Consider the following 18,713-nt stretch of genomic DNA (forward strand, 5'->3'; position numbering starts at 1 on the left):
ACAGGGTTATTCAGCGAAGCTCATGCCGTGCTTGGCTTTGGTGGTTTTCACCGCCTCCAGTACCGCCAGCAGGCAATCATCACGATAGCGCTCCAGCGCCGAAATGCTGTGCGTGCCCAACTGGTCACGGGTGCCATCGACCACCTCGTCGATCAATTTGTCGGTCAGTTCCGGCGCCGGCAAATAGGTCCACGGCAACTGCAACGCCGGGCCGAACTGCGCCATGAAGTGGCGCATACCCGCATCACCGCCCGCCAGGGTGTAGGTGAGGAAGGTGCCCATGAACGACCAGCGCAACCCGGCGCCAAAGCGAATGGCATCGTCGATTTCGCCGGTGGTGGCCACGCCGTCATTGACCAGGTGCAGCGCCTCGCGCCATAGCGCTTCGAGCAGGCGATCGGCGATAAACCCCGGGACTTCCTTGCGCACATGCAGCGGGCGCATGCCGAGGGATTCATACACCGTGATCGCCGCCTGGATCGCCTCCGGTGCGGTATTTTTACCGCCCACCACCTCCACCAATGGCAGCAGGTAAACCGGGTTGAACGGGTGCCCGACCACACAGCGTTCCGGGTGGGTCGAACCCTCATAGAACTCGCTCGGCAACAGGCCCGAGGTGCTCGAACCGATCAACGCATTCGGTTTGGCCGCTGCGCTGATCTTGCCGTGCAGTTCCAGCTTCAGCTCCAGGCGTTCGGGGGCGCTTTCCTGGATGAAGTCGGCGTCTTTTACGCACGCCTCAACCGTCGCCACAAAGCGCAGGCGGTCCTGGGACGCGCCGGGCGCCAGGCCCTGTTTCTCCAAGGCGCCCCAGGCATTGGCGACGCGTTTGCGCAGCGCCGCTTCGGCGCCGGGGGCCGGGTCCCAGGCCACTACATCCAGGCCATGGGCCAACGCGCGGGCTACCCAGCCGCTGCCGATGACACCGCTGCCGAGGGCGGCGAAGGTTTTGATTTCTGTAATAAAGCGCATGGCACATTCCTAAAGAGTTCGGTGATCCCCTGTGGGAGGGGGCAAGCCCCCACATTTTTAGCCGCGTTTGGTCAGGCCCATCCTGATTCGGCCTTCGGCCGGGCTCAGCACCCGCGCGCCCAACCGGCTGAGGATTTCCCCCGCGCGTTCCACCAGTTGACCATTGGTGGCAAGCACGCCCTTGTCCAGCCACAGGTTGTCTTCCAGGCCGACCCGCACGTTGCCGCCCAGCAGCACCGCCTGCGCCGCCATCGGCATTTGCATGCGGCCGATGCCGAAGCCGACCCACACCGCGTCGGCGGGCAGGTTGTCGACCATGGCTTTCATGGTGGTGGTATCGGCCGGCGCGCCCCATGGGATGCCCAGGCACAGTTGGAACAGCGGGTTGTCCAGCAGGCCTTCCTTGATCATCTGCTTGGCGAACCACAGGTGGCCGGTGTCGAAGATTTCCAGCTCGGCCTTTACGCCCAGTGCTTGGATGCGTTTGGCCCCGGCACGCAGTTGCGCCGGGGTGGACACGTAAATGGTGTCGCCATCGCCGAAGTTCAGGGTGCCGCAGTCCAGCGTGCAGATTTCCGGCAGCAGTTCTTCGACATGCGCCAGGCGCGTCAACGGGCCGACCAGATCGGTGTTGGGGCCGAACTCCATCGGGTTCTCGCCGCCACCGATCTCCAGGTCGCCACCCATGCCGGCGGTCAGGTTGACGATGATGTCGATGTCGGCCTCGCGGATGCGCTCCATCACTTCGCGGTACAGCGCCACATCGCGGCTGAACCTGCCGGTTGCGGGGTCGCGCACATGGCAATGGACCACGGTGGCGCCGGCCTTGGCCGCTTCAACCGCCGCTGCGGCGATCTGTTTGGGGGTGACCGGCACGTGCGGGCTTCTGCTGGTCGTGTCGCCAGCACCGGTGAGTGCGCAGGTGATGATGACGTCGTGGTTCATGAGTCGGTTCCTTACAGGCGTGGTGGTGCCGTTCGCAGCCGTACTAGGCTGCGAAGCGGTGATTCAAAAGGGTTATTGGCGGGTCAATTGCAGGTTTGCCGCGGCCGGTTTGCCATCGAAGGTGGTCACGCCTTCCAGCCAGCGCGCCTGGTCTTGCGGGTGCTCCTTGAGCCACTGCCTGGCGGATTCCAGGGCATCTTTGTGATCCAGCAGCGGCTGCATCATCCGGCTCTCGTCGGCGGCGGTGAAGGTCAGGTTGGTCAGCAGTTTATGTACGTTGGGGCACTGTTCGGCGTAGGTGGGCGATGTTACGGTCCAGACGGTGGCCATGCCTTCGTTCGGGCCCAGGGCGTCTTCGCTGCCGCTGAGGTAGGTCATCGCGACGTTGACGTTCATCGGGTGCGGCGCCCAGCCGAAGAACACCACGGCTTCCTTGCGGCGCACGGCGCGGTCCACGGCAGCGAGCATGCCGGCTTCGCTGGACTCCACCAGCTGGAACTTGCCCAGGCCGAACTGGTTCTTGGCAATCATCGCCTTGATCTGCGTATTGGCGCCCGAACCTGGCTCGATACCATAGATCTTGCCGCCCAGTTCTTTCTCGAAGCTGGCGATGTCGGCGAAGGTCTTCAGGCCCTTGTCGGCCAGGTACGTGGGCACGGCGAGGGTGGCGCGGGCGTCTTGCAGGCTGGGTTTGTCGAGAACCTTGACCTGCTTGGCATCGACGAAGGGGCTGATGGTCTGGGTCATCAGCGGGTTCCAGTAGCCCAGGAACAGGTCCAGGCGCTGGTCGCGGATGCCGGCGAAGATGATTTGCTGGGAGGCGCTGGTCTGTTTGGTCTGGTAGCCGAGGCCGTCGAGCAACACTTGGGTCATGGCGCTGGTGGCGATGACGTCGGTCCAGTTCACCACGCCCATGCGCACATTCCGGCAGGATTGCGCGTCGGCGGCGAATACGCTGGTGCTCAAGATGGCGCTGGCGCTGAGTGCGAGCACGCAGCGGCGGATCAGTCGGTTCATGGTGGGGCCCTCGGCAGGTCGTTATTGTGGGGTCCGGCGTCTTTGTGCGCCGTGAGGCCAAGTTACGTACCTTCGCAGCCGACAAAACGCACGGCGGCGACCGGCTCTTGCACTGGAGCGACCTGTCCCCTTGAATCCGCGGGTGAACGGGAGTATCACAGTGCCACGCTGCCCGTATGACGAGAGCGCCACCATGTCCCAGGATTTCTACTTTCTGCTGATGCCGGGGTTCTCGGCCATCGGGTTTATTTCCGCGCTGGAACCGCTGCGGGTGGCCAACCGTTTTCGCGGCGAGCTGTACCGCTGGCATGTGTTGAGCGCCGACGGCGGCGCGGTGCTGGCGAGCAATGGCATGTCGGTCAACGCCGATGCCGCGCTGGAACCGCTGAAAAAAGGCGCGACCTTGCTGGTGGTGGCCGGCTTCGAGCCGTTGCAGTTTGCCACCTCCGCGCTGGAGCACTGGTTGCGGCGCCTCGATCACGACGGCGTGACCCTCGGGGCCATCGACACCGGCGCCTGCGTGCTCGCCGAAGCGGGCCTGCTCGATGGCCATCGCGTGACCCTGCATTGGGAAGCCATCGACGCGTTCAAAGAATCTTATCCACAGCTGACGGTGACCCAGGAACTGTTCGAGATTGACCGTCGCCGCATCACCTGCGCCGGCGGCACCGCGTCCATCGACCTGATGCTCGACCTGATCGCCCAGGCCCACAGCTCGGAGTTGGCCATTCAAGTGTCCGAGCAATTCGTGCTCGGCCGTATCCGCCCGCGCAAAGACCATCAGCGCATGCAGATCGCCACGCGCTACGGCATCAACAACAAAAAACTGGTGCAGGTGATCGGCGAAATGGAACAGCACACCGAACCGCCGCTGAGCACGCTGGCGCTGGCTGAAGCGATCAAGGTTACCCGGCGCCAGTTGGAGCGCTTGTTCCGTCTGCATCTGAACGATACGCCGAGCAACTTCTACTTGGGCCTGCGCCTGGAAAAAGCCCGGCAACTGCTGCGCCAAAGTGACCTGAGTGTGCTGGAAGTGAGTATTGCCTGTGGGTTTGAGTCGCCGTCGTATTTCACGCGCAGTTACCGAGCGCGGTTTGCCAAATGCCCACGGGAGGATCGGCGACGGGAGGTGGTTTGACGGGCGATTATAGTCAATTATACTCAGCGCTATAATTTATAGCGTTTTGAATAATTGAGTATAAAGCCATGTCCAAGCACAGCGGTTTTGTGTTCCGCCGTCCCGCCCTGGCAAGCAGCATTGCCGATGGTCTGGTGGGCGCCGGTATTCAGGATTTCACCTCCGGGCTGTTCCTTGCGGCGCCGCGTCGCACCGGCAAAAGTACATTTTTGCGCGAGGATCTGATCCCTGAGTGTCAGCTGCGAGGTTGGCTTGCCGTGTACGTCGACCTGTGGGCCGACAAAGACAAAGACCCGGCGGAGTTGATCGCCAGTGCTATTGCCGCCGCCCTGGTGCCCTATGAAAAAGGCATTCGCAAACTGGCCAAGAACATTGGCATCGAGAAACTGAGCTTTCTGCGTACCTTGTCCTGGGACTTCAGCAAGCCCCAATTGCCCGTCGGCGCGACGTTGACCCAGGCCTTGGAGTTGCTGCACAGCGCTGCCGAAAAACCCGTGGTGCTGGTGATTGACGAAGCGCAGCACGCGTTAAGCAGCGATTCGGGAATCAACGCGATGTTCGCGCTCAAGGCCGCCCGGGATCAGCTCAACCAAGGCCGTGACGAGGACGGCAGTGGCTTGCACCTGGTGTTCACCGGCTCCAACCGCGACAAGCTGGCCCATCTGGTCCTGGGCAAAAGCCAGCCGTTCTTTGGCTCCAGCATCACGCCGTTTCCGCTGCTGGGCAAAGCGTTCACCCAAGCCTACACCGCGCACCTTAATGCCCACCTGGCCACGACCAACCAGTTCAAGGCGGCGGATATCGACGACGCCTTCGAGCTGGTCGGCCGCCGCCCCGAGATGCTGCGCACCATCATCGGCGAGGTCGCCTTGGAGTTGGGCGAGGCGAGCAATCTGGGCGAATTGCTGCACAGCCGCGCCGAATTGCTGCGCGCCGGTGTATGGACCGAATTCGAAAGCGCCTGGAACGCGCTGACCATCCCGCAGCGTGCAGTGCTGCAGGTGATGGTGGAGCGCTTGCACGGCAATCAACCCTTTGCGCCGTTTACCGACAGCACCATTACGGCGGTCAGCAAGGCACTGGAGGATATGGGCAGCGATGTGGTGCCGGGTACCCAGACTATTCAGGCCTGTATCGATGCCTTGCGTGACAAGGAATTGGTATGGAAGTCGAGCCGGGGCGGCTACGCGCTGGAAGACAAGGCGTTCGGGGATTGGCTGCTGTACAAGCGCCCTACACCCCAACTGAAAACAACCTGAATCCAATGTGAACCGGGTCTGACTGTGGTGTGGCTTACTTTTTCATCAGTACCGAACAGGCTGCTTTATAAGCCTCATGCTGATACTTGTTCAGCGTCGCCGGCAGTTCAAAACCGTGCTTCTTGTTCTGCGCATTGATCGTCTGCGGCGACAGCAGCGTCACCTCGACCGCCTCCAGCAGCTGAAACACGCCTTCAATCTTGAACGTGGTCGGCCCGCCGGCGAATTCGCCTTTCTTGCTGCGCTTCTTGATCGCGATGCGAGTGATGGCGTTGGCCTGCACAAAGGCCTTCACCTGGGCGGCAAAGGCTTTGACGTTGGCCGCTTCGTCGTCATCTTCCAGCGCGATTTTCTTGGTGGCCAGGGCGACATGGGTCAGCGCCTGGTTGTCCAGCGAGGCGACGGCGATGATGGCTTCGCTGCCTTTGATTTCGATACCGCAGATGCTCATGAATGGCCTTGGTTCAGATTAAAAGTGGCAGGGATTGTCGCTTATTCCTGCCCAATCGACTCCAAAAACTCCGACCGCTCATCGCTCATGCGCGCCAGGCAATCATTTTGCGCAATCGCATACGCCTTGGTGCCGGTCACCGCCGGGAAGGTGTCCACGGCGCAATCGGCGTCACGCAGTTTTTCCCACTTCTGCTGGGCGTCCTTCAGACGAGCGGTAATGTCCGCCAGCTTGGTCTTGTCGCTGCCGTAGGTCGAAGCCATGCGTTCGAGCAGGCCCTGATAGTTGTCTTTTAACAACTGTTCAGCGGTGGTTTTGTTGTAGGAGGCGCATTCCAGGGTTTGTTTGTCGTTTTCGATGCCATCGCACGGCGTGCTGTCGGTGTCTTCGGCCGCGTGGACGCCGGTTGCGATGAGTGCCAAAGCCAGGAAAATCGATTTCATTGCGCCGTCTCATATCAGGTAATGGCCGAATTCTGGCTCAAGCGTAAGACAAATAACAGCCGCTAGTCAGACACCTCTTAACACCCTTTGTCGCGGATTGACGCTTTCGGCAATTCCCCTGTCGTTTTTGCACCCGGCTCGGTCGGCCCCTGGGCATATGCTGGCCCCAAAGCGCCGGCAGACGATTCGGCGCATGAATCGCCAATAAGGGGACGCCTGATGAGCCCAGCCGAGTTGCACGCCGACAGCATCGTTATCGACGGGCTGATTATTGCCAAGTGGAATCGCGACCTGTTCGAGGACATGCGCAAAGGCGGCCTCACCGCCGCCAACTGCACCGTGTCGGTGTGGGAAGGCTTCCAGGCCACGATCAATAACATCGTCGCCAGCCAGACCCTGATCCGCGAGAACAGCGACCTGGTGATCCCGGTGAAAACCACCGCCGACATCCGTCGCGCCAAAGAGCAGGGCAAGACCGGCATTATTTTCGGTTTCCAGAATGCCCACGCGTTTGAAGACCAGCTCGGCTACGTCGAGATCTTCAAGCAGCTCGGCGTCGGTGTGGTGCAGATGTGCTACAACACCCAGAACCTGGTGGGCACCGGCTGCTATGAGCGTGACGGCGGCCTGTCGGGCTTCGGACGTGAGATCGTTGGCGAGATGAACCGCGTCGGCATCATGTGCGACCTGTCCCACGTGGGTTCCAAGACCAGCGAAGAAGTCATCCTCGAATCGAAAAAACCGGTGTGCTACTCCCACTGCCTGCCGTCGGGCCTTAAAGAGCACCCGCGTAACAAGTCCGATGAAGAACTCAAGTTCATTGCCGACCATGGCGGTTTTGTCGGTGTGACCATGTTCGCGCCGTTCCTGGCCAAGGGCATCGATTCGACCATCGACGACTACGCCGAAGCCATTGAATACACCATGAACATCGTCGGCGAAGACGCCATCGGCATCGGCACCGACTTCACCCAGGGCCATGGCCAGGATTTCTTCGAAATGCTCACCCATGACAAGGGCTACGCCCGCCGCCTGACCAGCTTCGGCAAGATCATCAACCCGCTGGGCATCCGCACCGTGGGCGAGTTCCCCAACCTCACCGAGACCCTGCTCAAGCGCGGCCATCCTGAGCGCGTGGTGCGCAAGATCATGGGCGAGAACTGGGTGAACGTCCTAAAGGACGTCTGGGGCGAATAAGCCACCGCTCGCTTGATCCTTCACCCGTCGCCATTCGCGCGGCGGGCATCAAAACGAATTTTCTGGAGTTAAGTTTCCATGGCCAAGATCGCCCCGCAATTGCCAATCGAAGTCGACAGCGAAACCGGTGTCTGGACCTCCGACGCCCTGCCGATGCTGTACGTGCCGCGCCATTTCTTCGTCAACAACCACATGGGCATCGAAGAAGTACTGGGCGCCGACGCCTACGCCGAGATTCTCTACAAGGCCGGCTACAAGTCCGCCTGGCACTGGTGTGAAAAAGAAGCCGAGTGCCACGGCCTGGAAGGCGTCGCGGTGTTCGAGCACTACATGAAGCGCCTGTCGCAACGCGGCTGGGGCCTGTTCAAGATCCAGGACATCGACCTTGACAAAGGCACCGCCAGCGTCACGCTTGAGCACTCGGCATTCGTCTATGTGTACGGCAAGGTCGGGCGCAAGGTCGACTACATGTTCACCGGCTGGTTTGCCGGTGCCATGGACCAGATCCTGGAAGCCCGTGGCAGCAAGATCCGCACCGTCGCCGAACAAGTCTACGGAGGCTCCGAAGAGGGCTTTGATTCTGGTTTGTTCACCGTCAAGCCGTTGTAAGCCGAGGACCGTGCCATGGCTTTCGAAGCAATGTTCCAGCCGATCCAGATCGGCAAACTGACTATCCGCAACCGCGTACTCAGTACTGCCCATGCCGAGGTGTATGCCACCGACGGCGGCATGACCACTGACCGCTACGTGAAGTACTACGAAGAGAAAGCCAAGGGCGGTATCGGCCTGGCGATCTGCGGCGGCTCCTCGGTGGTGGCCATCGACAGCCCCCAGGAATGGTGGAGCTCGGTGAACCTGTCCACCGACCGCATCATCCCGCACTTCCAGAACCTGGCCGACGCCATGCACAAGCATGGCGCCAAGATCATGATCCAGATTACCCACATGGGCCGTCGCTCGCGTTGGGACGGCTTCAACTGGCCGACCCTGATGTCGCCGTCCGGCGTGCGCGAGCCGGTGCACCGCGCTACCTGCAAGACCATCGAGCCGGAAGAGATCTGGCGCGTGATCGGCAACTACGCCCAGGCTGCGCGCCGGGCCAAGGCCGGCGGCCTGGACGGTGTGGAACTGTCCGCGGTGCACCAGCACATGATCGACCAGTTCTGGAGCCCGCGGGTCAACAAGCGTACCGACGAATGGGGCGGCAGCTTTGAAGGCCGCATGAAGTTCGGCCTGGAAGTACTCAAGGCCGTGCGTGCCGAAGTGGGCGATGACTTCTGCGTGGGCATGCGCCTGTGCGGCGACGAGTTCCATCCGGACGGCCTGTCCCACGAGGACATGAAGCAGATCGCCAAGTACTACGACGACACCGGCATGCTCGACTTCATCGGTGTGGTGGGCTCGGGTTGCGACACCCACAACACCCTGGCCAACGTGATCCCGAACATGAGTTACCCGCCGGAGCCGTTCCTGCACCTGGCGGCCGGCATCAAGGAAGTGGTCAAGGTCCCGGTGCTGCACGCGCAGAACATCAAGGACCCGAACCAGGCCACGCGGATTCTGGAAGGCGGCTATGTGGACATGGTCGGCATGACCCGTGCGCACATCGCCGACCCGCACCTGATCGCCAAGATCAAGATGGGTCAGATCGACCAGATCAAGCAGTGTGTCGGCGCCAACTACTGCATTGACCGCCAGTATCAGGGCCTGGACGTGCTGTGCATCCAGAACGCCGCGACCTCCCGTGAATACATGGGCGTGCCGCACATCATCGAAAAATCCACCGGGCCCAAGCGCAAAGTCGTGGTGGTCGGTGCCGGCCCAGCCGGGATGGAAGCGGCGCGCGTCGCCGCCGAGCGTGGCCACGACGTGACCTTGCTGGAGAAAAAAGAATTTATCGGCGGGCAAATCACCACGGCTTCCAAAGCGCCGCAGCGCGACCAGATTGCCGGCATCACGCGCTGGTTCCAGCTGGAACTGGCGCGCTTGAAAGTCGACCTGCGCCTGGGCGTGGCGGCCGATGCAGACACCATCCTGGACCTGCGTCCGGACGTGGTCGTGGCGGCGGTCGGCGGGCACCCGTTTATCGAGCAGAACGAACACTGGGGCGCCGCCGAAGGTTTAGTGGTGAGCAGTTGGGACGTGCTCGACGGCAAAGTCGCGCCGGGCAAGAACGTGCTGGTGTACGACACCATCTGCGAATTCACCGGCATGTCGGTGGCCGACTTCCTGGCCGACAAAGGCTGCCAGGTGGAGATCGTCACCGACGACATCAAGCCGGGCGTTGCCATTGGCGGTACGTCGTTCCCCACCTACTACCGCAGCATGTACCCCAAGGAAGTGATCATGACCGGCGACATGATGCTGGAGAAGGTCTATCGCGAGGGTGACAAGCTGGTGGCGGTGCTGGAGAACGAATACACCGGTGCCAAGGAAGAACGGGTGGTCGACCAGGTGGTAGTGGAGAACGGCGTGCGTCCGGACGAGGCCATTTACTACGGGCTCAAGGAAGGCTCGCGCAACAAGGGCCAGATCGACGTCGAAGCGCTGTTCGCGATCAAGCCGCAGCCGTGCCTGAGCGAGGCGGGCGAGGGGTACTTGCTGTTCCGCATCGGTGACTGTGTGGCGCAGCGTAATACCCACGCCGCCATCTATGACGCCCTGCGCTTGTGCAAGGATTTCTGACCCGACTGGGTTCAAATGTGGGAGGGGGCTTGCCCCCGATGGCGGAGTGTCAGTTGATACAGCTGTAGCTGACCCACCGCTATCGGGGGCAAGCCCCCTCCCACATTAGTTTTGTGTGGTCTGTGGGAGCTTCACCATGTTGAACACCTTGCTGCCTATTCTCCTGTTTGCCGCCCTGGGCCTCGCCGTCCTCGGCGCCCTGCGCCGCGTGAACATGTGGCGCCGTGGCCGCGCCTCCAAAGTCGACCTGCTGGGCGGCCTGCTGGCCATGCCCAAGCGCTATATGGTCGACCTGCACCACGTGGTCGCCCGCGACAAATACATCGCCAATACCCACGTCGCCACGGCGTTGGGTTTTGTGCTGTCGGCGCTGCTGGCGATCCTGGTACACGGTTTCGGCCTGCAAAGTCGCATTCTTGGCTACGCGCTGCTGTTGGCGTCGACATTGATGTTTGTCGGCGCGATCTTCATGTACCTGCGCCGCCGCAACCCACCCGCGCGCCTGTCCAAAGGCCCCTGGATGCGCCTGCCGAAAAGCCTGCTGGCGTTCTCGGTGAGCTTCTTCCTGGTGACCTTGCCGGTGGCCGGGATTCTGCCGGCGGACTTCGGCGGCTGGTTGCTCGCGGCGCTGCTCGGTGTGGGCGTGCTGTGGGGCGTGTCCGAGATGTTCTTCGGCATGACCTGGGGCGGGCCGATGAAACACGCCTTCGCCGGTGCCCTGCACCTGGCCTGGCACCGCCGTGCCGAGCGCTTCGGCGGCGGCCGTTCCACCGGTTTGAAGCCGCTGGACCTGAGCGATAAAACCGCGCCCCTGGGGGTGGAAAAACCCAAGGATTTCACCTGGAACCAACTGCTCGGCTTTGATGCCTGCGTGCAGTGCGGCAAGTGCGAAGCGGCGTGCCCGGCGTTTGCCGCCGGCCAGCCGCTGAACCCGAAAAAACTCATCCAGGACATGGTGGTCGGCCTGGCCGGTGGCACCGATGCCAAGTTCGCCGGCAGCCCGTACCCTGGCAAACCGATCGGCGAGCACGGCGGCAACCCGCACCAGCCGATCGTCAATGGTTTGGTGGACGCCGAGACCCTGTGGTCGTGCACCACCTGCCGCGCCTGCGTGGAAGAGTGCCCGATGATGATCGAGCACGTGGACGCCATCGTCGACATGCGCCGCCATCTCACCCTGGAAAAAGGCGCCACGCCAAACAAGGGTGCCGAAGTCCTCGAAAACCTGATCGCCACCGACAACCCCGGCGGTTTCGCGCCGGGCGGTCGCCTGAACTGGGCGGCGGATTTGAACCTGCCGTTGCTCAGCGACAAAGGCAGTTGCGACGTGCTGTTCTGGGTCGGTGACGGTGCCTTCGACATGCGCAACCAGCGCACCCTGCGCGCTTTCGTCAAGGTACTGAAGGCGGCCAAGGTCGACTTCGCCGTACTCGGCCTGGAAGAACGCGACAGCGGCGACGTGGCGCGACGCCTGGGCGATGAAGCGACCTTCCAATTGCTGGCTTCGCGCAATATCCAGACCCTGGCCAAATACAGCTTCAAACGCATCGTCACCTGCGACCCGCACAGTTTCCATGTGCTGAAAAACGAATACGGCGCCTTCAACGGCAACTACCTCGTGCAGCATCACAGCACCTTCATGGCCGAGCTGATCGGCGACGGTGCGCTGAACCTGGGCCAGCACAAAGGCAACAGCGTGACTTACCACGACCCGTGCTACCTGGGCCGTTACAACGGTGAGTACGAGGCGCCGCGCCAAGTGCTGCGTGCGTTGGGCATTGAGGTCAAGGAAATGCAGCGCTCGGGCTTCCGTTCGCGTTGCTGCGGCGGTGGCGGCGGCGCGCCGATCACCGACATTCCCGGCAAGCAACGGATCCCGGACATGCGCATGGAAGACATCCGCGAAACCGGCGCCGAACTGGTGGCCGTGGGTTGCCCGCAATGCACCGCGATGCTTGAAGGTGTGGTCGAACCCCGCCCATTGATCAAAGACATTGCCGAACTGGTGGCCGACGCCTTGCTTGAAGAACCCACACCGGCGAAAGCGCCTAAACGTGAACCAGCGGAGGTGCACTGATGAGCGACATTATCCGCCGCGACCCCCGTGCCGAATGGATCGCCCGTAACCGTCTGCACCCGCTGCACGCGGCGATGCAGCCGGCGCAACACAGCTGGATGGGGCCTAACGGCGTTGTCCGCAAAAACGTGCATGGCGTGGGTTTTATCGGCCCCAACGGCATCAAGCGTATCGACCGCAGCGGCGCCCAGCAGGGCGGCGCGGCCAAACGCAGCGCTGCGGTAGAGGTGCAATTGCCGCTGCATCAGGTGCCGGCGCCTGCGTTCTACATCAACGTAGTGCCGGACATGGTCGGCGGCCGCCTGAGCAGTCACGACCGCGACCTGCTGGGCCTGGCGCGGCAACTGGCCGGTGACGACGGCGCGGTGTTGGCGGTGGTGTTTGGTGAGCACAAGGAAAGCGCGTTCGCCACCGCCGGCGTCGACCGCCTGCTGGTCCTCGAAGGTCACGAATTCGAAGGTTATTCACCTGAGCAACGCGTGCAGGGTCTGCGCGCTGTGGATAACCAGTTCAACCCGCGCCACTGGCTGTTGCCCGACAGCCGTAGCGGCGGGGGCGAGTTGGGTCGGCGTTTTGCCGCCAGCCTCAAGGAACGCCCAGCCACACGGGTGTGGCAGATCAAGGGCGAGGAGTGCATCGGCCGCGCCGGTGCGGGCCAGCAAGACGTGGCGCGGCCATTACCGCGCTTGATCCTGGCTGCCGTGGAATGCGCCGATCCGGTCAGCGAAACCCGCCACGAAGTACTGCCCGTGGAGTTATCCACAACCCTGGCCCGCAGCCTGCCGCGTATCGAAGACCTCGGCGCGGTGGCGGTGGACCCGGCGGCGATCCCAATGGCCGAGGCGGAATTCATTTTTTCCGGCGGCAATGGCGTGAAGGACTGGGCACTGTTCCACCAGACCGCCGCCGCGCTCGGCGCCACCGAAGGCGCCTCGCGGGTCGCGGTGGACGATGGCTTTATGGCGCGTGACCGGCAGGTGGGCGCCAGTGGCACCTGGGTGACGGCGCGGGTATATGTGGCCGTGGGGATTTCCGGGGCGATCCAGCACCTGCAAGGCATTGGTGCCTGCGACAAGGTGGTGGCGATCAACCTCGACCCCGGTTGCGACATGATCAAGCGTGCCGACCTGTCGGTGATCGGCGAAAGCGCCGCGATACTGCAAGCCTTGATCGATGCGGTCGAGGCTCTACCGCAACGGCGCCAAGCGCGATGCGGCTTAAGCAAAGGATATGGCCATGACGACCAATGTAATCAGCCTGGTGTCCATCGGTGCCCACCCCACCTCGGGTCGCCCACGGCGCGCGGAGCAAGATGCGCGTGCCGTGGAATTGGGCCTGCAGATGGCTGGGGATAAGTTGCAGGTGCTGCACGCCGGCAACATCGCCGAACCCACGTTGCGCAGCTACCTGGGCATGGGGCTGCCACACCTGCATGTACTCGAACAACCGGCCGGTGCCGACGCATTGCCGGTGCTCAGCGACTATTTACGCGAGGCTGGTGCGCAGGTGGTGCTCACCGGCAGCCAGGCGGAAACCGGCGAAGGCTCGGGCATGCTGCCGTTCCTGCTGGCCGAGCAATTGGGCTGGCCGTTGATTGTGGGGCTGGCTCAGGTCGAGTCGATCGAAGGTGGCGTAGCCCACGTGCTGCAGGCCTTGCCGCGCGGTCAGCGGCGGCGCTTGAAGGTACGTTTGCCGTTTTTGGCGACGGTGGATAACGCGGCGCCCAAGCCCCGGCAAAGCGCGTACGGCCCGGCGCAACGCGGTGAGCTGGCGGCCCATGAAGTTGAAGTTGAAGAAGACGAGTTATTCACAGGCGCGGTGCTGCAACCGGCCAAGCCTCGGCCCAAGCGCCTCAAGGTGATCAAGGCCAAGAGCGGTGCCGACCGTATGAAAGCCGCCACGGCCAAGGCCAGCGGCGGCGGTGGGCAGGTGCTCAAGGGGCTGAGCCCCGAAGAGGGCGCGCAAGCCATTCTCAAGCTGCTCATAGAAGAGGGCGTCGTCCGCTGATCCACCGTGGGAGGGGCAAGCCCTCTCCCACAGGGTTGTGGAGTTTACCCACAATGCCTGTTGATCCGCCTGTGGATAACCTGTTCGCGGCTGCCCACAGCCTATATGAATCAAGCGCTCCAGCCCCCCGTACAAAAAATAACCAGGCTAACTCACGGTTTTTCATGGGTTTTTCCCCAGCGCACGGCGCAGACTTGCCCCCAAAGTCTGTTGGCGCTTCTGTGGATAAGATGTTTGCTGTCGCGTGCAGCCCTTATAAAAAAAGGCTTGCAGAGCTTTGATCATATTTTGATCAAATAAGCAGTTTTAACCGTTTGATGGTCCGCAAAGCCTCGGTTTATGACGCTTCCAGCGGGTTTTCCACAATGCCGCCGAAGTTGCCCCCAAAGTCTGTTGGTGCTTCTGTGGATAAGGTGTTCGCGCACCGCTGTGACCCACGTTATTCGTGGGTTACAAGCAATTGATCAATAAGTGATCAGGCGCAATGGAAACCCTGAAACTTGAATAAGTCACGGATTTTCTTCAGTTAATTTTTGCGCAGGGAAGCAGTTGCCCACAATTGCTGTGGGTGGCTCTGTGGATAAGTTGTTGGGTAACGGCTGCAGGCCAGGGTTAAACAGGGCTGTGAGGGCTTTGGCTGTTTTTTGTACAGCCAGAGCCCCGACAGTCGCGGCCTCACTCGTGGGCGGCTATGCCTTTGAGGTAAGGCGCGGGCGCCGCACCCAGGTTGCTCAGCATGCGTTCGCTGTACCAGTCCACAAAGTTCACCACGCCGAACTCATAGGTCTTGGAGTACGGGCCAGGCTGGTAGGCGGTGGAGTTGATGCCGCGCTGGTTCTCTTCGACCAGGCGACGGTCCTGGTCGTTGGTGGCGTCCCACACCTGGCGCATGCGCTCCACGTCATAGTCCACGCCTTCGACGGCGTCCTTGTGGACGATCCACTTGGTGGTGACCATGGTTTCCTGGGCGCTGATCGGCCACACGGTGAACACAATGATGTGATCGCCCATGCAGTGGTTCCACGAGTGCGGCAGGTGCAGGATGCGCATCGAGCCCAGGTCCGGGTTCTTGATGCGACCCATGAGCTTGGCGCAGCCTTGTTTGCCGTCCAGGGTCATCGACACGGTGCCTTTGAGCAGCGGCATGCGCACGATGCGGTTACGCAGGCCGAAGCTGGCGTGGGCGTAAGGGATTTTTTCGGCATCCCAGGCGGCGGCGGAGGCGGCGACGTGGTCCTTGAACGCCTGGTCGGCGCGTGGGTCGGTGACGTCATCCCATTCCAGCAGGGTTTTCAGCAATTCCGGGTGCGAGGCATTGCAGTGGTAGCACTCGCGGTTGTTTTCCAGCACCAGTTTCCAGTTGGCTTTCTCGAACAAGGTGGTTTGAATGGCCACCTTGGTGTTCTCCATGTCGTACGGTTCCATGTAATGGTTCAGTGTCGACAGGAAGTCATCGATGGCCGGCGGGTTCTCGGCCAGGCTGATGAAGATGTAGCCGCCGGCGGTCTTCACGTTCACCGGTTTAAGGCCGTATTGCTTCATGTCGAAGTCGGCGCCCATCTCGGTGCCGGCGAACAACAGGCGGCCGTCCAGTTCGTAGGTCCACTGGTGGTAGTGGCAAACGAGCTTGGCGACCTTGCCCTTGTCGCTGGTGCACAGGCGCGAGCCACGGTGGCGGCACACGTTGTGAAACGCATGCACCACGCCGTCGGCGCCACGGATCACGATGATCGGGTTCTTGCCCACTTGCAGGGTCAGGTAGTTTCCCTTGGTGGGGATCTCGCAGGTCATGCCAGCGATCAGCCACTCTTTCTGGAAGATCTCCTGCATGTCGATATCAAACAGCCGCTCATCAGAGTAAAACGGCTGCGGCAGCGAAAAGGTGCGCTCGCGCTCTTGCAGCATCTGCGCGGTGGCCTTGCGTGCGGGTTCCAGCGGATCGCCCAAGCTTAAGGTTGCGGTGACGTCCATCGTGTATGTCCTCATGGCCATTCTGTGTGGCCGGCGAATAGTGGCTACGGTTGTTGCAATGCAAGGCGTAAAGAAAGCGTTGTCGTTGGCAGCGAGTGTGGGCCTGCGGTTGCCTCGAACCTTATCCATGGGCGACATGGCCCAATCTGATCCCGACGCGCAAGCCCCGGTAGTTGGGGGCTGGTCGCGATAAGTATGTGAATGTCGCAGATAGGTAAATGGGTGGTTCTCGCGTTACGCAGAATCGCCACCATAAAGCCGAACATCGGCAGTGGAGAATCAGCATGTCCAACAGCTTCCTGAATCCGGTAACCACCCAGACCTGGGCCAATGGTCGGCACATCGTCCGTTGCGTCAAAGTCATCCAGGAAACCTGGGACGTGCGCACCTTTTGCTTTATGGCCGACCAGCCGATCCTGTTCTTTTTCAAGCCGGGGCAATTCGTCACCCTGGAGCTTGAGATCGAAGGCCAGCCGATCATGCGCTCGTACACCATTTCCAGCTCGCCTTCGGTGCCTTACAGCTTCTCGGTGACCATCAAGCGCGTACCCGGCGGCAGGGTTTCCAACTGGCTGCACGACACGCTGCACGAAGGCCAGGAGCTGGCGGTACACGGCCCGGTCGGGCTGTTCAACGCCATCGACTTCCCAAGTCCGAAAGTGTTGTACCTCAGCGGCGGCGTGGGTATCACCCCGGTGATGTCCATGGCGCGTTGGTTCTACGACACCAACGCCAACGTCGACATGACGTTTGTGCACAGCGCCCGCTCGCCCAAAGACATCATCTACCATCGCGAGCTGGAGCATATGGCCTCGCGGATCGACAACTTCAGCCTGCACCTGATCTGTGAAAAGCACGGCCTGGGTGAACCCTGGGCCGGTTATCGCGGTTACCTGAACCACAAGATGCTCGAACTGATGGTGCCGGACTTCCTGGAGCGCGAAGTGTTCTGCTGCGGTCCGACGCCTTACATGAGCGCAGTCAAGCGCCTGTTGGAAGCCGCCGGTTTCGATATGGCGCGCTATCACGAGGAATCCTTCGGCGCCACGCCACCGGAAGCGCGGGCCGATGCGGTGGAGCAAGCCGAACAAGCGGCGGATGCGCCGGAAGTCGACCTGGCGGACCTGCATCAGGTGGAGTTCATTGCGTCGGGCAAGAGCATCCGCGTAGCACCGGGCGAAACCGTGCATGCGGCGGCGGCCAAGCTCGGGTTGATGATCCCCAAGGCCTGCGGCATGGGCATCTGCGGCACCTGCAAGGTGATGAAACTGGGCGGGGAAGTGGAGATGGAGCACAACGGCGGGATCACCGAGGAAGACGAGGCCGAGGGGTACATCCTGTCGTGCTGCAGCGTGCCGAAGGGCGACGTGCGTATCGAGTTCTAACAGCGGGTACCGCCCAATGTGGGAGGGGGCAAGCCCTTCCCACAGGTTGATTTGCGTTCATCCGTGAGGGTCAGGCGCCCATGACTTCGCGAATGTCCGCCGCCAGTTCCCGCACGCGTTCTTCTTCGGTGTCCCACGCACACATGAACCGCGCGCCGCCTTTACCGATGAAGGTATAGAAGCGCCAGCCCTTGGCCGTCAGCGCGGCAATAGCCGGTTCCGAGAGTTGCAGGAACACGCCGTTGACCTGTACCGGGAACATCAGCTCCACGCCGGGAATGTCCGCCACCAGGCTGCTCAGCAGTTGGGCGCAGTGGTTGGCGTGGCGGGCGTGTTTGAGCCAGGCGTCGTTTTCCAGCAGGCCCACCCATGGGGCCGACAAAAAGCGCATTTTCGAGGCGAGCTGGCCGGCTTGTTTGCAGCGGTAATCGAAGTCTTCGGCCAGCGTGTGGTTGAAGAACAGAATCGCCTCGCCCACGGCCATGCCGTTCTTGGTGCCGCCAAAACACAGCACGTCTACCCCGGCTTTCCAGGTCAGATCGGCCGGTGAGCAGCCGAGGAACGCGCAGGCGTTGGAAAAACGCGCGCCGTCCATGTGCAGGTTCAGGCCCAGTTCTTTGCAGGTGGCGCTGATGGCGCGGATTTCTTCCGGGGTGTAGACGCTGCCGACTTCGGTGGCCTGGGTCAGCGTGACGACGCGCGGCTTGGGGTAGTGGATGTCCTGGCGCTTGAGGGCGATCTCGCGGATCGACTCCGGGGTCAGCTTGCCGTTTTCGGTGCGCGCGGTGAGCAGCTTGGAGCCGTTGGAGAAAAACTCCGGCGCGCCGCATTCGTCGGTTTCGACGTGGGCGGTTTCCGAGCAAATCACGCTATGGTAGCTCTGGCACAAGGATGACAGCGCCAGCGAGTTGGCGGCGGTGCCGTTGAAGGCGAAGAACACTTCGCAGTCGGTTTCGAACAGGTTGCGGAAACCGTCGGCGGCGCGGTGGGTCCACTCATCATCGCCATAGGCGCGTTGATGGCCGTGGTTGGCTTGTTCCATGGCGGCCCAGGCTTCCGGGCAGATGCCCGAATAGTTGTCGCTGGCGAATTGTTGGCTCTTGTCAGTCATGGCCCATTCCTGTGGTCGATATTGGTGCGCACTTTAACCAACATTGGCTGGGGTG

General features: G+C 61.9%; 15 protein-coding genes and 1 pseudogene. 9 read left to right on the top strand and 7 right to left on the bottom strand.

Annotated elements, in window-relative coordinates:
- Positions 1–6 precede the first annotated feature (6 nt).
- From AB4O23_RS06345 to AB4O23_RS06355, 3 genes are all read right to left on the bottom strand, one after another.
- Complete coding sequence (locus tag AB4O23_RS06345; RefSeq protein WP_065879350.1) at positions 7–972, bottom strand: L-carnitine dehydrogenase; 966 nt, start codon at positions 970–972, stop codon at positions 7–9.
- A gap of 57 nt (positions 973–1,029) precedes the next feature.
- Complete coding sequence (locus AB4O23_RS06350) at positions 1,030–1,917, bottom strand: beta-keto acid cleavage family enzyme (protein WP_460150417.1); 888 nt, start codon at positions 1,915–1,917, stop codon at positions 1,030–1,032.
- 72 nt (positions 1,918–1,989) lie between these two features.
- The gene (locus AB4O23_RS06355) at positions 1,990–2,934 is read right to left on the bottom strand and encodes a choline ABC transporter substrate-binding protein (protein WP_065879351.1); all 945 of its coding nucleotides are present in this window, start codon (positions 2,932–2,934) and stop codon (positions 1,990–1,992) included.
- Between the two features lie 193 nt (positions 2,935–3,127).
- Here AB4O23_RS06355 and AB4O23_RS06360 point away from each other — a divergent pair, with 193 nt between their 5' ends.
- The gene (locus AB4O23_RS06360) at positions 3,128–4,072 is read left to right on the top strand and encodes a GlxA family transcriptional regulator (RefSeq protein ID WP_068936247.1); all 945 of its coding nucleotides are present in this window, start codon (positions 3,128–3,130) and stop codon (positions 4,070–4,072) included.
- A gap of 68 nt (positions 4,073–4,140) precedes the next feature.
- On the top strand, positions 4,141–5,331 hold the full coding sequence (locus AB4O23_RS06365) for an AAA family ATPase (protein ID WP_017531056.1): 1,191 nt from the start codon (positions 4,141–4,143) through the stop codon (positions 5,329–5,331).
- A gap of 34 nt (positions 5,332–5,365) precedes the next feature.
- Here AB4O23_RS06365 and AB4O23_RS06370 read toward each other — a convergent pair whose 3' ends face one another.
- Positions 5,366–5,782: a DUF3010 family protein gene (locus AB4O23_RS06370; protein ID WP_017531057.1), complete on the bottom strand. Its 417-nt coding sequence runs from the start codon at positions 5,780–5,782 to the stop codon at positions 5,366–5,368.
- Between the two features lie 41 nt (positions 5,783–5,823).
- Positions 5,824–6,225 (bottom strand): lysozyme inhibitor LprI family protein, encoded by a 402-nt coding sequence (locus AB4O23_RS06375; RefSeq protein WP_017531058.1) that lies wholly within the window; start codon positions 6,223–6,225, stop codon positions 5,824–5,826.
- Between the two features lie 219 nt (positions 6,226–6,444).
- Here AB4O23_RS06375 and AB4O23_RS06380 point away from each other — a divergent pair, with 219 nt between their 5' ends.
- The 6 genes and pseudogenes from AB4O23_RS06380 (at position 6,445) to etfB (ending at position 14,191) form a co-directional block, all read left to right on the top strand.
- Positions 6,445–7,422 carry a dipeptidase gene (locus AB4O23_RS06380; RefSeq protein ID WP_017531059.1) on the top strand — a complete coding sequence of 326 codons (978 nt, stop codon included), beginning with the start codon at positions 6,445–6,447 and terminating at the stop codon, positions 7,420–7,422.
- Positions 7,423–7,500: 78 nt separating this feature from the next.
- The gene (locus AB4O23_RS06385) at positions 7,501–8,031 is read left to right on the top strand and encodes a DUF5943 domain-containing protein (protein WP_017531060.1); all 531 of its coding nucleotides are present in this window, start codon (positions 7,501–7,503) and stop codon (positions 8,029–8,031) included.
- A 15-nt stretch (positions 8,032–8,046) separates the two neighbouring features.
- Positions 8,047–10,107 (top strand): dimethylglycine demethylation protein DgcA, encoded by a 2,061-nt coding sequence (gene dgcA, locus AB4O23_RS06390; RefSeq protein ID WP_460062638.1) that lies wholly within the window; start codon positions 8,047–8,049, stop codon positions 10,105–10,107.
- Between the two features lie 136 nt (positions 10,108–10,243).
- Positions 10,244–12,184 carry a dimethylglycine demethylation protein DgcB gene (gene dgcB / locus AB4O23_RS06395; protein WP_017530739.1) on the top strand — a complete coding sequence of 647 codons (1,941 nt, stop codon included), beginning with the start codon at positions 10,244–10,246 and terminating at the stop codon, positions 12,182–12,184.
- Positions 12,184–13,405: pseudogene (etfA, locus tag AB4O23_RS06400) on the top strand (electron transfer flavoprotein subunit alpha). Before dgcB ends, etfA begins: the two are co-directional and overlap by 1 nt.
- Before the next feature lie 15 nt (positions 13,406–13,420).
- Positions 13,421–14,191 (top strand): electron transfer flavoprotein subunit beta, encoded by a 771-nt coding sequence (etfB, locus tag AB4O23_RS06405; RefSeq protein ID WP_017530741.1) that lies wholly within the window; start codon positions 13,421–13,423, stop codon positions 14,189–14,191.
- 675 nt (positions 14,192–14,866) lie between these two features.
- On the opposite strand, the gene gbcA is transcribed toward etfB, so the two are convergent.
- Positions 14,867–16,162 (bottom strand): glycine-betaine demethylase subunit GbcA, encoded by a 1,296-nt coding sequence (gene gbcA, locus AB4O23_RS06410; protein WP_460147284.1) that lies wholly within the window; start codon positions 16,160–16,162, stop codon positions 14,867–14,869.
- A gap of 284 nt (positions 16,163–16,446) precedes the next feature.
- Between gbcA and gbcB the strand changes: the two genes are divergently transcribed.
- Positions 16,447–17,547 carry a glycine-betaine demethylase subunit GbcB gene (gene gbcB / locus AB4O23_RS06415; RefSeq protein WP_017530743.1) on the top strand — a complete coding sequence of 367 codons (1,101 nt, stop codon included), beginning with the start codon at positions 16,447–16,449 and terminating at the stop codon, positions 17,545–17,547.
- A gap of 70 nt (positions 17,548–17,617) precedes the next feature.
- Here the strand turns inward: gbcB and AB4O23_RS06420 are convergent, their stop codons facing one another.
- Entirely contained in the window at positions 17,618–18,658 is a 1,041-nt protein-coding gene (locus tag AB4O23_RS06420; protein WP_460069985.1) for a threonine aldolase family protein, read from the bottom strand.
- Positions 18,659–18,713: the final 55 nt, after the last annotated feature.

Source organism: Pseudomonas sp. H2_A10 (assembly GCF_054680085.1).

What these genes read in the sequence shown, in the direction of transcription:
- AB4O23_RS06345 (WP_065879350.1), bottom strand. Translation starts at nt 972, where the DNA reads ATGCGCTTTATTACAGAAATCAAAACCTTCGCCGCCCTCGGCAGCGGT.
- AB4O23_RS06350 (WP_460150417.1), bottom strand. Translation starts at nt 1,917, where the DNA reads ATGAACCACGACGTCATCATCACCTGCGCACTCACCGGTGCTGGCGAC.
- AB4O23_RS06355 (WP_065879351.1), bottom strand. Translation starts at nt 2,934, where the DNA reads ATGAACCGACTGATCCGCCGCTGCGTGCTCGCACTCAGCGCCAGCGCC.
- AB4O23_RS06360 (WP_068936247.1), top strand. Translation starts at nt 3,128, where the DNA reads ATGTCCCAGGATTTCTACTTTCTGCTGATGCCGGGGTTCTCGGCCATC.
- AB4O23_RS06365 (WP_017531056.1), top strand. Translation starts at nt 4,141, where the DNA reads ATGTCCAAGCACAGCGGTTTTGTGTTCCGCCGTCCCGCCCTGGCAAGC.
- AB4O23_RS06370 (WP_017531057.1), bottom strand. Translation starts at nt 5,782, where the DNA reads ATGAGCATCTGCGGTATCGAAATCAAAGGCAGCGAAGCCATCATCGCC.
- AB4O23_RS06375 (WP_017531058.1), bottom strand. Translation starts at nt 6,225, where the DNA reads ATGAAATCGATTTTCCTGGCTTTGGCACTCATCGCAACCGGCGTCCAC.
- AB4O23_RS06380 (WP_017531059.1), top strand. Translation starts at nt 6,445, where the DNA reads ATGAGCCCAGCCGAGTTGCACGCCGACAGCATCGTTATCGACGGGCTG.
- AB4O23_RS06385 (WP_017531060.1), top strand. Translation starts at nt 7,501, where the DNA reads ATGGCCAAGATCGCCCCGCAATTGCCAATCGAAGTCGACAGCGAAACC.
- dgcA (WP_460062638.1), top strand. Translation starts at nt 8,047, where the DNA reads ATGGCTTTCGAAGCAATGTTCCAGCCGATCCAGATCGGCAAACTGACT.
- dgcB (WP_017530739.1), top strand. Translation starts at nt 10,244, where the DNA reads ATGTTGAACACCTTGCTGCCTATTCTCCTGTTTGCCGCCCTGGGCCTC.
- etfB (WP_017530741.1), top strand. Translation starts at nt 13,421, where the DNA reads ATGACGACCAATGTAATCAGCCTGGTGTCCATCGGTGCCCACCCCACC.
- gbcA (WP_460147284.1), bottom strand. Translation starts at nt 16,162, where the DNA reads ATGGACGTCACCGCAACCTTAAGCTTGGGCGATCCGCTGGAACCCGCA.
- gbcB (WP_017530743.1), top strand. Translation starts at nt 16,447, where the DNA reads ATGTCCAACAGCTTCCTGAATCCGGTAACCACCCAGACCTGGGCCAAT.
- AB4O23_RS06420 (WP_460069985.1), bottom strand. Translation starts at nt 18,658, where the DNA reads ATGACTGACAAGAGCCAACAATTCGCCAGCGACAACTATTCGGGCATC.